This window comes from Yersinia sp. SCPM-O-B-9106 (C-191) (genome assembly GCF_026183365.1).
Taxonomy (GTDB): Bacteria; Pseudomonadota; Gammaproteobacteria; order Enterobacterales; family Enterobacteriaceae; genus Yersinia; species Yersinia rochesterensis.
This window is the reverse complement of sequence record NZ_CP110791.1, coordinates 4,037,662-4,052,067: the sequence shown is the minus strand read 5'-3', so window position 1 is coordinate 4,052,067 and position 14,406 is coordinate 4,037,662. Positions and strand designations below refer to the sequence as shown.

Sequence of the window (14,406 nt, the reverse complement as noted above, 5' to 3'; positions counted from 1 at the left end):
ACTGGTCACAGGGGCGCTCAAGTTTAGGTTTTTATATGCTTAAGTTTGAGCGCCTATCAGGTCTAACTCCGACAGGAGCCAATCCGTGAAAGACTTATTAAAGTTTCTGAAAGCGCAAACTAAGACCGAAGAGTTTGATGCGATCAAAATTGCTCTGGCATCGCCAGACATGATCCGTTCATGGTCGTTCGGCGAAGTTAAAAAGCCGGAAACCATTAACTACCGTACGTTCAAACCAGAACGTGACGGCCTTTTCTGTGCCCGTATCTTTGGCCCAGTAAAAGATTACGAATGCCTGTGCGGTAAGTACAAGCGTTTGAAACACCGCGGTGTTATTTGTGAGAAATGCGGCGTTGAAGTGACTCAAACCAAAGTACGCCGTGAGCGTATGGGTCACATCGAACTGGCTTCTCCAACTGCGCACATCTGGTTCCTGAAATCGTTGCCATCTCGCATCGGTTTACTGCTGGATATGCCATTACGTGACATCGAACGCGTACTGTACTTCGAATCCTATGTGGTTATTGAAGGCGGTATGACCAACTTGGAACGTCGTCAGATCCTGACTGAAGAGCAGTATCTGGACGCGTTGGAAGAGTTTGGTGATGAGTTCGACGCGAAAATGGGCGCCGAAGCTATTCAGGCCCTGTTGAAAAACATGGATCTGGAAGCTGAGTGCGAGATCCTGCGTGAAGAATTGAACGAAACAAATTCTGAAACCAAACGTAAGAAGCTGACCAAGCGTATCAAGCTGTTGGAAGCGTTCGTACAGTCTGGCAACAAGCCAGAGTGGATGATCCTGACCGTGCTGCCTGTGTTGCCGCCAGATCTGCGTCCATTGGTGCCGTTGGATGGTGGTCGTTTTGCGACTTCTGATCTGAACGATTTGTATCGTCGCGTGATCAACCGTAACAACCGTCTGAAACGCCTGCTGGACTTGGCTGCTCCTGACATCATCGTGCGCAACGAAAAGCGTATGCTGCAAGAAGCAGTAGATGCATTGCTGGATAACGGCCGTCGTGGTCGTGCGATTACCGGCTCTAACAAGCGTCCGTTGAAGTCACTGGCTGACATGATCAAAGGTAAGCAAGGTCGTTTCCGTCAGAACTTGCTGGGTAAACGTGTTGACTACTCTGGTCGTTCGGTCATCACCGTGGGTCCATACCTGCGCCTGCATCAGTGCGGTCTGCCAAAGAAAATGGCTCTTGAGCTGTTCAAGCCGTTCATCTACGGCAAGCTGGAATTGCGTGGTCTTGCTACCACCATTAAAGCTGCCAAGAAGATGGTTGAGCGTGAAGAAGCGGTTGTTTGGGATATCCTGGATGAAGTTATCCGCGAACACCCAGTGCTGCTGAACCGTGCACCAACCCTTCACCGTTTGGGTATCCAGGCGTTTGAACCGGTTCTGATCGAAGGTAAAGCAATCCAGTTGCATCCACTGGTTTGTGCGGCATATAACGCCGACTTCGATGGTGACCAAATGGCTGTTCACGTACCGCTGACACTGGAAGCTCAGTTAGAAGCGCGTGCGTTGATGATGTCTACCAACAACATCCTGTCACCAGCGAACGGCGAGCCAATCATCGTTCCTTCTCAGGACGTTGTATTGGGTCTGTATTACATGACCCGCGACTGTGTTAACGCCAAAGGCGAAGGCATGGTACTGACTGGTCCGAAAGAAGCTGAGCGTATTTATCGCGCTGGTCTGGCATCTCTGCATGCCCGCGTAAAAGTGCGTATTACTGAAGAAATTCGTAATACCGAAGGCGAAAGCATTACGCGTACTAGCATCATTGATACGACAGTAGGCCGTGCTATTTTGTGGATGATCGTTCCACAAGGTCTGCCTTACTCTATCGTGAACCAGCCGCTGGGCAAAAAAGCTATCTCCAAGATGCTAAACACGTGTTACCGCATCCTGGGCTTGAAGCCAACGGTTATCTTTGCTGACCAGATCATGTACACCGGTTTTGCTTACGCAGCACGCTCAGGCGCCTCTGTAGGTATCGATGACATGGTTATCCCAGATGCGAAAGCAGGGATCATCGAAGAAGCTGAAACTGAAGTTGCCGAGATCCAGGAGCAGTTCCAATCCGGTCTGGTAACGGCAGGCGAACGTTATAACAAAGTGATCGATATCTGGGCCGCGGCTAACGAACGTGTTGCCAAGGCGATGATGGATAACTTGTCTGTTGAAGATGTTGTCAACCGTGACGGCGTTGTCGAGCAGCAAGTATCCTTCAACAGCATCTTTATGATGGCCGACTCCGGTGCGCGTGGTTCTGCTGCACAGATTCGTCAGCTGGCAGGGATGCGTGGCCTGATGGCTAAGCCAGATGGTTCGATCATTGAAACGCCAATCACCGCGAACTTCCGTGAAGGTTTGAACGTACTTCAGTACTTCATCTCAACCCACGGTGCGCGTAAAGGTTTGGCGGATACCGCATTGAAAACTGCGAACTCCGGTTACCTGACCCGTCGTTTAGTTGACGTGGCACAGGATCTGGTCGTAACCGAAGACGATTGTGGTACCCATAACGGTATCGTGATGACCCCGGTTATCGAAGGTGGTGATGTTAAAGAACCACTGCGCGATCGCGTTCTGGGTCGTGTGACTGCAGAAGAAGTCATCAAACCGGGTACGGCTGATATTCTTGTTCCGCGTAACACCCTGCTGGACGAGAAATGGTGTGATCTGTTAGAAGAAAACTCCGTCGACAGCGTTAAAGTTCGTTCAGTAGTAAGCTGTGAAACTGACTTTGGTGTGTGTGCAAACTGCTATGGTCGCGACCTGGCACGTGGCCACATCATCAACAAAGGTGAAGCGGTTGGTGTTATTGCAGCACAGTCCATCGGTGAGCCGGGTACCCAGCTTACGATGCGTACGTTCCACATCGGTGGTGCGGCATCTCGTGCGGCAGCAGAGTCCAGCATTCAGGTTAAGAACAAAGGCAGCTTGAAACTGAGCAACGTCAAGTTCGTTACCAATGCAGCGGGCAAGCTGGTTATTACTTCTCGTAATACTGAGCTGAAGCTGATCGACGAATTCGGCCGTACTAAAGAAAGCTACAAAGTGCCTTACGGTGCGGTAATGGCTAAAGGCGATGGCGCAGAAGTCCAGGGCGGCGAAACCGTTGCTAACTGGGATCCGCACATCATGCCAGTTGTCACCGAAGTGAGCGGTTTCATCCGCTTCGCCGACATGGTTGACGGCCAGACCATTACACGCCAGACCGACGAACTGACTGGTTTGTCTTCTCTGGTAGTACTGGACAGCGCAGAGCGTACCGGTAGCGGTAAAGACCTGCGTCCGGCACTGAAAATCGTTGATGCCAAAGGCGACGACGTATTGATTCCAGGTACTGATATGCCTGCTCAATACTTCCTGCCAGGTAAAGCGATTGTTCAGTTGGAAGACGGTATTCAGATTGGTGCGGGTGATACCCTGGCGCGTATTCCTCAGGAATCAAGCGGTACCAAGGATATTACCGGTGGTCTGCCACGTGTTGCTGACTTGTTCGAAGCACGTCGTCCGAAAGAGCCTGCAATCCTGGCTGAAATCAGCGGGATTATCTCGTTCGGTAAAGAGACCAAAGGCAAGCGTCGTCTGGTGATTTCACCGTTGGATGGTAGCGATGCATACGAAGAGATGATTCCGAAATGGCGTCAGCTCAACGTGTTCGAAGGTGAAATTGTAGAACGCGGTGACGTGGTTTCCGACGGCCCAGAATCTCCACACGACATTCTGCGTCTGCGTGGCGTTCACGCGGTTACCCGTTACATCACCAACGAAGTGCAGGAAGTTTACCGTCTGCAAGGCGTTAAGATAAACGATAAACACATCGAAGTTATCGTTCGTCAGATGCTGCGTAAAGGCACCATCGTTGATGCAGGTAGCACCGACTTCTTGGAAGGCGAGCAGGCAGAAATGTCTCGCGTTAAAATCGCTAACCGTAAGCTGGCAGCTGAAGGCAAAATCGAGGCTACGTTTACACGTGACCTGCTGGGTATCACCAAGGCATCCTTGGCGACCGAGTCCTTCATCTCTGCGGCTTCGTTCCAGGAAACCACGCGCGTTCTTACTGAAGCGGCAGTTGCCGGTAAACGTGATGAACTGCGCGGCCTGAAAGAAAACGTCATCGTGGGCCGTCTGATCCCAGCCGGTACCGGTTACGCTTATCATCAGGATCGTATGCGCCGTAAAGCACAGAGTGAAGCACCAGTGGTTCCGCAAGTCAGCGCGGATGAAGCGACTGCTAACCTGGCTGAATTGCTCAACGCCGGTTTTGGTAACAACAAAGGCTAATCCCTTTGTAAGTCACCAAAGTAAAAACCGCTCCTTTCGGGGCGGTTTTTTTTTGCTAATTTTCAGGATGAAAACCCAGATGCTATTGCAGTGAACGGCCTAAATGGCTATCCCAATCTTTCCACACTGGCTGTAATCCGGCTAGCGTCAATGCTTGGGCAACTTGCTCCGGAGTGCGATTATCATGAGGAGCAAACTGCTCAAGCTCAGGGTGATTATCGGCATATCCGCCCGGTTGTGTTTTTGAACCCGCACTGACATTATTTATTGCCAGCGGAATCACGTTATCGCGGAAGAAAGGCGATTCACGGGTCGAGAGCGACAGTTCCACATCCGGGGCAAACAGACGGAAAGCACAAATCAATTGCAGCAATTGTGATTCGCTCATCAGAGAAGCGGGTTCAATTCCCCCGGCACATGGCCGTAAACGCGGGAATGAGATGGAATAGCGACTCTGCCAGTAAGTTTGTTGCAGATAAAACAGATGTTCCGCCAGCATGTAGCAGTCGGTGCGCCAACTGTTCGACAAGCCAATCAAAGCACCTAATCCGATCTTATCGATCCCCGCTCGGCCCAAACGATCAGGGGTGGCCAGCCGCCAGTGAAAATCCTGCTTATGGCCGCGCAAGTGATGGCGCTGATAAGTCGCCGGATGATAGGTTTCTTGATAAACCATCACGCCATCCAATCCCAGTGTTTTCAGCTCCACATACTCTTCTTCTGCCAATGGTTGAACTTCCATCATCAGCGAGCTGAATTGGCTGCGGATAGTCGGGAAATGACGCCGGAAATAATCCATGCCGACTTTTGCCTGGTGCTCACCAGTGACCAGTAGCAAATGTTCGAAGCCCAGCGCTTTGATGGCTTCACACTCTCGGATAATCTCTGCTTCATCCAATGTCTTGCGTTTGATGCGATTACTCATTGAAAAACCACAATAAGTACAGTCATTGGCACACAGATTAGAAAGATAGAGCGGAACATAAAAACTGACCGTATTGCCAAAGCGTTGGCGGGTCAGCTGTTGGGCTTTCTGCGCCATTGGCTCCAGATAAGCCAGTGCAGCGGGAGAAATAAGTGCCATTAAATCATCACGATTCGGTTTGACGGCATTAATCGCCCGCTCAACATCTGCGGCGGTTTTGCTGTTGATGCGCAGAGCGATATCATCCCAGTCCAATTGCTGCCAGCGCTGATTGAAGTCTTCAGACATGATTTTCTTCCTCAAGCTGGCTAAGGAAACCAGTCAGTGGGCTGGTGGCAATGGCTTGATCAAACTGTCGATTGCCCAGTCCAGCTTGACGCGCCAACTCGCCGGACTCAACTGCTAAGCGAAAAGCGTGGGCCATTTGCACCGGTGAGTGAGCAACCGCAATCGCGGTATTCACCAGAACAGCATCAGCACCGAGTTCTATGGCCTCAAGGGCATGGCTTGGTGCGCCAATTCCGGCATCGACCACCACCGGAACTTTGGCTTGCTCGATAATGATTTGCAGAAAGTCGCGGGTGCGCAATCCCAAATTGGAACCAATAGGTGCGCCCAATGGCATGACGGCCGCACAACCGACTTCTTCCAACCGTTTGCACAATACCGGGTCTGCGCCGCAGTAAGGCAAGACCACAAATCCCTCTTTCACCAGTATTTCGGCGGCTTTCAGCGTTTCGATGGGGTCGGGCAGCAAATACTTCACATCCGGGTGGATTTCCAGTTTCACCCAATGGGTGCCGAGAGCTTCACGTGCCAAACGTGCAGCAAAAACAGCTTCTTGCGCAGTTTTCGCGCCGGAGGTGTTGGGCAGTAAACGTACGCCCAATTGGCGCAAAGGGGCCAGAATAGCATCGTTACCGGCGTGTAAATCTACCCGCTTCATCGCCATGGTAATCAGTTGTGAACCGGAGGCTTGCAATGCTTCTAACATCAATTCAGCCGTGGAAAATTTGCCCGTGCCAGTAAATAAACGGGAGGTAAAAGTGGTATCGGCGATTTTCAGCATGTCAGCCCCCGGCAATCGCTTGGAATAGCAAAATATCATCACCCGCGTGTAACTGGCATTTTTCCCAGTCAGCGCGCGGGATGATGACCTGATTAATCGCCAGCGCGGTACCCGGCTGGTGGCGGTTCAGTTGTTGGAGCAGCATGGCAGCAGTTATCGCGCATTCCACTTCAAGCGGCAGATCATTGAGTACAATATTGATATGTTTACTCTTCACCGTGAGCCTCCACAGACTGGGCAATGTTTTGCCCGCGTGAGTTGCAAGGTGCTCCAGCTTTGCTGCTTACCATCAAATAGGCGCAATTTCCCACTGAGCGGAGAGGCCAGCCCAGCCAGCATTTTAATGGCCTCCAGTGCTTGCAAGGTGCCGATGACACCCACTACCGGCCCCAATATACCGGCGGTGCGGCAATTACGTTGCGGTAGCTCTTTATCTGGATAAAGACAGGTATAGCAACCTTGGGAATAGGGCGGTTCAATCACTAATAACTGCCCGCTGAAACCCACGGCGCTGCCGCTGATTAACGGTTTTTGTGCTTTAATACAGGCGGCATTGACTTGATGGCGCGTCTCCATGTTGTCACTGCAATCGAGCACTAAATTAACGCCAGCAACAGCATCAGCCAGCGCTTGGTCGGCCAGCCGTGTTTCCAACGCGATAATTTCAATCTGTGGGTTAAGATTTTGCAAATGATGCTGGGCTAACCGCGCTTTAGTTGGGTTAGTGGGCGATTTTCGGTCGAGATCCGTGGTGCGATATAATATTTGGCGCTGCAAATTGGTCAATTCTAGCGGGTCATCGTCAGCCAATAATAATGTTCCAACCCCGGCCGCTGCCAAATAGAGTGCCGCTGGGGAGCCAAGTCCCCCGAGGCCGACAATCAATACACTGGCAGTTTTCAGTTTCAATTGGCCCTCAGGGCCAATATCTTCCAGCAATAACTGGCGGCTGTAGCGCAAGAATTCACTGTCACTCAATTCATGCATGTTTATCATCAGCCAGCTCCTTGCCCTCGATCAGATGCAGTAATTGCGCGGTGGCCTGCTGCCAGTTATCGGCCTGAGTAATTGCGCTGACCACCGCCACACTGCCGACGCCAGTTGCCAATACGGCGGGGACGCGCTCAATACTGATGCCGCCGATGGCGACCGTCGGGTAATCCGGGGTGTTGTCGACCATCTGCTTAAGCACCGCCAGCCCTTGTGGGGATGATGGCATCTGCTTGGTTTGGGTCGGAAAAATATGCCCCAATGCAATGTAAGAGGGGCGGATGGCTTTGGCTATCGCCAGTTCGTGTTCATCGTGAGTGGAGACCCCGAGCCGCAATCCGGCTTGCTGAATTGCAGCCAAATCAGTGGCTTCCAGATCTTCCTGCCCCAGATGCACCCCGTAAGCGCCATGTTTAATCGCCAGCCGCCAGTAATCATTGATAAATAAGCGTGCCTGATAGCGTTTACCTAATTCAATGGCAGCAGCAATATCTTGTTCTACCTGCGCATCCTCTAAATCCTTGATTCGCAACTGGATGGTGGTTACACCTGCCGCAAGCAGGCGCTCTATCCACAGCACGGAATCGACCACCGGATACAGACCAAGGTGCTGCTTGGTCGCGGGGAAGCCTCTCTTGGCAGAAAATAAAGCATTATCAGACTGGCTCATTATTCGCCTCCGCTTGCAGACTGGCGGGGGCGTGATACAGCTCGCTACCACGGGCGCGGAACTCAGCGGACATCTGCTCCATACCGGATTGCAAAACTTCGATAGGTTGAGCCGCCGTTTCTTGCACCACCGCCAACTCTTGCCTGGCGGCTGTTTCTTGCTTAGCGGCGTAATCGCGCACTTCCTGCGAAATTTTCATCGAACAGAATTTCGGCCCACACATGGAGCAGAAATGCGCCACTTTGCCGGATTCTTGTGGCAGAGTTTCATCGTGATAAGCACGCGCGGTTTCAGGGTCGAGAGCCAAATTAAATTGATCCTCCCAACGGAATTCAAAACGCGCTTTTGACATGGCGTTATCGCGGATTTGCGCGCCGGGGTGACCTTTCGCTAAATCAGCCGCATGGGCTGCAATTTTATAAGTGATAAGCCCCTGTTTTACATCTTCTTTATTGGGTAAACCAAGGTGCTCTTTGGGGGTGACATAGCACAGCATAGCGCAGCCGAACCAACCAATCATGGCCGCGCCGATGCCGGAGGTAAAATGGTCATAACCGGGGGCAATGTCGGTGGTCAAGGGGCCTAAGGTATAAAATGGCGCTTCGTGGCAATGCTCCAGCTCTTCAGTCATATTGCGGCGAATCATCTGCATTGGCACATGCCCAGGGCCTTCAATCATCACCTGCACATCATATTCCCAGGCGATTTTGGTCAATTCGCCCAAGGTATGCAGCTCAGCGAATTGGGCTTCATCATTGGCATCCTGAATGGAACCAGGGCGCAGACCATCACCCAATGATAATGAAACATCATAAGCCGCGCAGATCTGGCAGATTTCGCGGAAATGCTGATACAGGAAATTTTCCTGATGATGGGAAAGGCACCATTTCGCCATAATCGACCCGCCACGGGAGACGATACCGGTCAGCCGTTTAGCGGTCATCGGCACATAGCGCAACAGCACACCGGCATGAATCGTAAAGTAATCAACCCCTTGCTCGGCCTGCTCTAGCAGGGTGTCGCGGAACATTTCCCAGGTTAGGTTTTCCGCCACGCCATTGACTTTTTCCAGCGCCTGATAGATAGGGACGGTGCCAATGGGGACTGGGCTATTGCGCAGTATCCATTCACGAGTTTCATGAATATAGCGGCCAGTGGATAAGTCCATCACGGTATCCGCGCCCCAGCGCGTTGACCACACCAGTTTTTCCACTTCTTCCTCAATGGAAGAGGTCACGGCAGAGTTGCCGATGTTGGCGTTCACTTTCACCAAAAAGTTGCGGCCAATAATCATCGGTTCAGATTCTGGGTGGTTAATATTCGCGGGGATGATAGCTCGACCAGCGGCCACTTCCTGTCGGACAAATTCTGCGGTGATATTCTCTGGCAGATGCGCACCAAATGCTTGCCCCGCATGCTGTTGGCGTAATACTTCACTGCGAATACGTTCACGGCCCATATTCTCCCGCAGGGCGATAAACTCCATTTCTGGGGTGATTTTACCTGCCCGGGCGTAATGCAACTGAGTGACACATTGGCCCGCAAGGGCTTTTTTGGGGCGGGGCAGATGCTCAAAACGCAAATGGTCTAAGCCCTCATCAGCCAAGCGCTGTTGGGTGAAGCCAGAACTGACCGAGGAGAGCGCGGCGGTATCCTGACGATCGGCTATCCAGCTCTCGCGCAGTTTGGGTAAACCGGCATGCACATCCAGCTTAGCGCGCGGATCACCATAAGGGCCGGAGGTGTCATACACCGGAATGGCTTCATTTTCTTCATAGTGGGGAGAGTCCTTACCGCCGCCGATCAATGTCGGGCTGAGTTGGATCTCGCGCATCGGCACTTGAATATCGGGCCGTGAGCCTTGCAGATAAATACGTTGGGAGTTAGGGAAGGTAACCCCTTGCAGGGTATCAATAAATTCTTGGGCTTGTTCACGTTGTTGTTTACGTGGAATAGACTGACGTGGGCGTGATAAATCTTTAGCAATTGTATTATTAGACATAGCAAATTCCTACCAATGGGTTTAAAGGCCAATGTGGTTAAGGGGAAAATTGCTTGTCTGGAGCTTGGCGGGAGTAACGATGTTAGCCAGTGACCGGCAGCCACCTGTCAGGTGAATTCCGGGCCTGTAGCGATAAATTACTCTTGTTCCCTTCGCGGGTATTAACCCGATCAGGTTCCGCGGATCCCGAATTAACGGTCTCAGCCTGCGTTTGTTTTCCTAAGAAAACAGGTGCTAGGCACTCCGACAAGAATCCTCAGTATATACCCTTCTTACTTGAAATTGCAGCGGTGTTAGCTACGTTCATTCACCCGAATCACTTACCTGTGTAAGCTCATCGGAATTCATTCACTTGCTGCCTACCTGCAATCTCAATTACTTTGGGTATTGAGGTTGAATGAGAACTACAAGCTCGCACAGATCTGTGGGCTATTTTACCTGCCCTGTTTGATCCACTGGCTGAGCAGCTTGCCAGGATTCAGCCGCCCACTGAATTAATTGATCTTCCAGCCGAAAACGGGCATCAAGGGTTTCGCCGATATCGGATAAAGCTTGTTGAAACTCAGTGCAGCTATCGTCATCGATCTCAATGTTTGTATAGCGATCATGGAATGCCATGATAGTTTGAGTGTTATTTTTCAAAGCAGGATAAACTTTGGTGGTCAGAGCCATTTTCGGGCTGGATGCGCCTTCCACCTGTTTGATAATTCTGTCGTAGATATTGAAATGTCCGGAGGAGAGATAATCCACCAGATTATGACAAAAGTTCTCCAGCGCTTTTTCATTAAGCGGGGTATGCTTTTCTTTTTGCGGCTTAATACCGATCACTGTGCAATACGAGACTAAAAGTTCTTTACGTGCATGAAGCCATTGATCAATTAATTCATTACTGCCGCCAACGCGTTGAGTCAGGCTTTCCAGTCGGTTGAGCATGATCGACCCCGTGAGTAAGAAAAAGTAAAAGTGGGTTACAAAAAAGTAACAAGCCGGATTCTAGATTGCCAGTGAAGTCGAGGTTGTGCAACAACGATATGGAACTACAACTTACAGGTAAAGAAAGTGGCTGGTGGATTGTCAGCCATGAAAACAAATTATGGTTACCAAACGGGGAGTTACCACAGGGTAATGCGGCCAATTGGTCATTACAGGGCGCGACCGCACGGCAGATTGGTGAATGGCAAGGGCAGGCGGTTTGGCTGATCCGCCAACAGATGTCCACCGAGATGGGGTCAGTGCGGCAATTACTGGATGTCGATCGCGGTTTGTTTCAACTGGCGGGGCGCGGCGTACAATTGGCCGAGTTTTATCGATCTCACCGCTATTGTGGCTATTGTGGGCATCAAATGCATGCCAGCCGCACCGAGTGGGCTTGCCTGTGCAATCATTGTCGTGAACGTTATTATCCACAAATCGCCCCTTGCGTGATTGTTGCCATTCGCCGTGGTGATGAAATTTTATTGGCGCAGCATGTTCGCCATCGTGGCGGTATTAACACGGTGTTGGCCGGGTTTGTCGAAGTGGGGGAGACACTGGAACAGGCGGTTTCCCGCGAAGTGCTGGAAGAAAGTAATATCCACATTAAAAACCTGCGCTATGTGACGTCACAGCCGTGGCCATTCCCGCATTCACTGATGATGGCCTTTATGGCGGAGTATGACAGCGGTGAGCTGCAACACGATCCTAAAGAGCTGCTGAATGCCGGTTGGTATCGCTATGACCAATTGCCATTACTGCCGCCACCAGGCACCGTGGCGCGCCGGCTGATTGAAGATACCGTCGTATTATGTCGCGAAGAGCAATTCGATGCGGGCGAGTAGCTAAAAAACCGCCTTTAGCCGCAACAGGAAAGTATTATCTGACATGCTACAATGCGCGCAGATAATCAAGGGAGCTTTATCATGAGTGAATTGAAAAATGATCGTTATCTGCGTGCTTTGCTACGCCAGCCGGTAGATGTGACTCCGGTGTGGATGATGCGCCAGGCAGGCCGCTATTTGCCAGAGTATAAAGCCACCCGTGCTATTGCCGGGGATTTTATGTCGCTGTGCAAAAATGCTGAGTTGGCCTGTGAAGTGACGATGCAACCCTTGCGTCGTTATCCGCTGGATGCGGCGATTTTGTTTTCAGACATTCTGACCATTCCTGATGCCATGGGGCTAGGGCTTTATTTTGAAACCGGCGAAGGCCCGCGTTTTCAATCTCCTATTACCTGCCGAGCTGATGTTGAAAAACTGCCCATTCCTGACCCTGAGCAGGAATTGGGTTACGTTATGAACGCGGTGAGAACCATTCGCCGTGAGTTGGCCGGTGCGGTGCCATTAATTGGTTTCTCCGGTAGCCCATGGACTCTGGCGACCTATATGGTCGAGGGCGGCAGCAGTAAGGCTTTCACTAAACTGAAGAAAATGATGTATGCCGAGCCGCAGACTCTGCATCTGTTGCTGGATAAACTGGCTGACAGTGTCATTTTGTATCTCAATGCTCAAATCAAAGCTGGCGCGCAATCCGTGATGATCTTTGATACCTGGGGCGGGGTGCTAACCGGGCGCGATTATGCTGAATTCTCCTTGAATTATATGCATAAAATTGTTGATGGCCTGATCCGCGAAAACGACGGACGGCGGGTTCCGGTCACTTTGTTCACCAAAGGCGGTGGGCAATGGTTAGAAGCGATGGCCGCGACCGGCTGTGATGCATTGGGGCTGGATTGGACCACAGATATCGCCGACGCGCGCCGCCGAGTGGGTGATAAAGTTGCTCTGCAAGGTAATATGGACCCTTCCGTTCTTTATGCCCCCCCGGCGCGTATTGAGGAAGAAGTCAGCACGATTCTGGCCAGTTTTGGGCAGGGTGATGGGCATGTCTTTAACCTAGGCCACGGTATCCATCAGGATGTCCCGCCAGAACATGCGGGCGCTTTTGTTGAAGCGGTGCATTCTTTATCTCGGCAATATCACCCAAAATAATCGGTTTATAGGATAAGTTGGCGGATGATAGACACCAAAGCGCTGCGGGCAGAACAGCAACAGCGGGCATCTGAAATTAGTCTTCAAGATGATATTGCTAGTGATTCCGTGCGCTTTATTGCCGGGGCAGACGTGGGTTTTGAGCAGCAAGGGGAGATAACCCGCGCTGCTATCGCGATTTTACGTTATCCCTCGTTGGAGCTGGTGGAATATCAGGTTGCCCGCGTAGCAACTTCACTGCCGTATATCCCCGGTTTACTTTCCTTTCGTGAATATCCTGCATTATTAGCTGCTTGGGAACAGTTACAGCAACGGCCTCAGTTGGTTTTTGTTGATGGGCAGGGTATCGCGCATCCCCGCCGTTTAGGGGTTGCCAGTCATTTTGGCCTGCTTGTGGATGTCCCGACCATTGGTGTTGCCAAAAGCCGCCTGTGCGGGCACTTTGAGCCATTGGGTTACGATAATGGCGCATTACAGCCATTGGTGGATGCCGATGAACAGCTTGGTTGGGTATGGCGCAGCAAAGCGCGTTGTAATCCTTTGTTTATTTCGCCCGGTCATCGGGTGAGTGTGGGCCGTGCGTTGGAATGGGTGCAACTTTGCATGGCGGGTTACCGTTTACCCGAACCGACCCGCTGGGCTGATGCTATCGCCTCAAACCGCCCGCAATTTCAACGGTGGGTGCGGAAAAATCCTGATTTGCTTGGCAAGCATAGGGATATGATTTAATTTCGGGTACACTGCCGCGCAGATAATGAATAATGAGAACTCATAATGATACGCAATCCGATTCATCTACGTCTCGAGAAGCTGGAAAGTTGGCAACACCTGACCTTCATGGCTTGTTTGTGTGAGCGGATGTATCCCAACTATCAGCAATTTTGTCTGGAAACCGAGTTTGGTGATCCGGCCGTTTATCGACGTATCCTGGATCTTATCTGGGAAACATTGGTCGTAAAAGATGCCAAGGTCAATTTTGATAGCCAGTTAGAGAAGCTGGAAGAGGCAATTCCTTCCGCTGATGACTATGCTATTTACGGCGTCTATCCGGCCATTGATGCATGTATTGCATTAAGTGAAGCTATTCACTCGCGTTTGAGTGGCGAAACACTGGAACATGCGATTGCTATCAGCGAAGCATCCATCCGCACTGTTGCGATGCTGGAAATGACGTTGGCTGGCAAAGAAATGACCGACGAAGAACTGAAAATCTTACCTGCGATTGAAGAAGAATGGGACATTCAATGGGAGATTTTCCGCCTGTTAGCTGACTGTGAAGAGCGCGACTTGGATCTGATCAAAGGGTTACGATCTGACCTACGGGAAGCGGCTGTTAGCAACATTGGCATAAATTTAACGCAATAAGGCAAGAAAACGTGATTTAACGCCTGATTTGTCACGTCTTAAGGCTTCACATCTGCCCCCTGTCTGTTCTACATTTGGGGGGCGAAAAAAAGTGGCTATCGGTGCGTGTATGC

12 protein-coding genes and 1 riboswitch are annotated in these 14,406 nt (G+C 51.1%); of the genes, 5 read left to right on the top strand and 7 right to left on the bottom strand.

Translation table 11 applies throughout. The annotated features are described in order from the left end of the window. The first annotated feature begins 85 nt into the window (after positions 1-85). Positions 86-4,306, top strand: a complete 4,221-nt coding sequence (gene rpoC / locus OP863_RS18260) for a DNA-directed RNA polymerase subunit beta' (RefSeq protein ID WP_038638427.1) — start codon at positions 86-88, stop codon at positions 4,304-4,306. Between the two features lie 82 nt (positions 4,307-4,388). On the opposite strand, the gene thiH is transcribed toward rpoC, so the two are convergent. The 7 genes from thiH to OP863_RS18225 form a co-directional block, all read right to left on the bottom strand. Further along, on the bottom strand, positions 4,389-5,519 hold the full coding sequence (thiH, locus tag OP863_RS18255; protein WP_145591125.1) for a 2-iminoacetate synthase ThiH: 1,131 nt from the start codon (positions 5,517-5,519) through the stop codon (positions 4,389-4,391). Then, positions 5,512-6,300 carry a thiazole synthase gene (locus OP863_RS18250; RefSeq protein WP_145588407.1) on the bottom strand — a complete coding sequence of 263 codons (789 nt, stop codon included), beginning with the start codon at positions 6,298-6,300 and terminating at the stop codon, positions 5,512-5,514. The genes thiH and OP863_RS18250 overlap by 8 nt, the downstream gene beginning before the upstream one ends. Before the next feature lies 1 nt (position 6,301). Next, the gene (gene thiS / locus OP863_RS18245) at positions 6,302-6,517 is read right to left on the bottom strand and encodes a sulfur carrier protein ThiS (RefSeq protein ID WP_145588409.1); all 216 of its coding nucleotides are present in this window, start codon (positions 6,515-6,517) and stop codon (positions 6,302-6,304) included. Beyond that, on the bottom strand, positions 6,514-7,296 hold the full coding sequence (locus tag OP863_RS18240; RefSeq protein WP_038638441.1) for a HesA/MoeB/ThiF family protein: 783 nt from the start codon (positions 7,294-7,296) through the stop codon (positions 6,514-6,516). The genes thiS and OP863_RS18240 overlap by 4 nt, the downstream gene beginning before the upstream one ends. Next, complete coding sequence (gene thiE / locus OP863_RS18235; RefSeq protein ID WP_265525688.1) at positions 7,280-7,960, bottom strand: thiamine phosphate synthase; 681 nt, start codon at positions 7,958-7,960, stop codon at positions 7,280-7,282. Before thiE ends, OP863_RS18240 begins: the two co-directional genes overlap by 17 nt. After that, a complete protein-coding gene (thiC, locus tag OP863_RS18230) occupies positions 7,947-9,962 on the bottom strand; it encodes a phosphomethylpyrimidine synthase ThiC (RefSeq protein ID WP_145591118.1) in 2,016 nt (671 codons plus the stop codon). The genes thiE and thiC overlap by 14 nt, the downstream gene beginning before the upstream one ends. A gap of 130 nt (positions 9,963-10,092) precedes the next feature. Beyond that, positions 10,093-10,218: riboswitch (TPP riboswitch) on the bottom strand. A 173-nt stretch (positions 10,219-10,391) separates the two neighbouring features. Next, a complete protein-coding gene (locus tag OP863_RS18225; protein ID WP_038638450.1) occupies positions 10,392-10,895 on the bottom strand; it encodes an Rsd/AlgQ family anti-sigma factor in 504 nt (167 codons plus the stop codon). Positions 10,896-10,993: 98 nt separating this feature from the next. Here OP863_RS18225 and nudC point away from each other — a divergent pair, with 98 nt between their 5' ends. From nudC to OP863_RS18205, 4 genes are all read left to right on the top strand, one after another. Beyond that, positions 10,994-11,779, top strand: a complete 786-nt coding sequence (gene nudC / locus OP863_RS18220) for an NAD(+) diphosphatase (RefSeq protein WP_038638453.1) — start codon at positions 10,994-10,996, stop codon at positions 11,777-11,779. An 81-nt stretch (positions 11,780-11,860) separates the two neighbouring features. After that, positions 11,861-12,928: a uroporphyrinogen decarboxylase gene (hemE, locus tag OP863_RS18215; protein WP_265525687.1), complete on the top strand. Its 1,068-nt coding sequence runs from the start codon at positions 11,861-11,863 to the stop codon at positions 12,926-12,928. Between the two features lie 24 nt (positions 12,929-12,952). After that, the gene (gene nfi, locus OP863_RS18210) at positions 12,953-13,657 is read left to right on the top strand and encodes a deoxyribonuclease V (RefSeq protein ID WP_038638456.1); all 705 of its coding nucleotides are present in this window, start codon (positions 12,953-12,955) and stop codon (positions 13,655-13,657) included. A gap of 45 nt (positions 13,658-13,702) precedes the next feature. Continuing rightward, positions 13,703-14,293, top strand: a complete 591-nt coding sequence (locus OP863_RS18205) for a YjaG family protein (RefSeq protein WP_038638459.1) — start codon at positions 13,703-13,705, stop codon at positions 14,291-14,293. Positions 14,294-14,406: the final 113 nt, after the last annotated feature.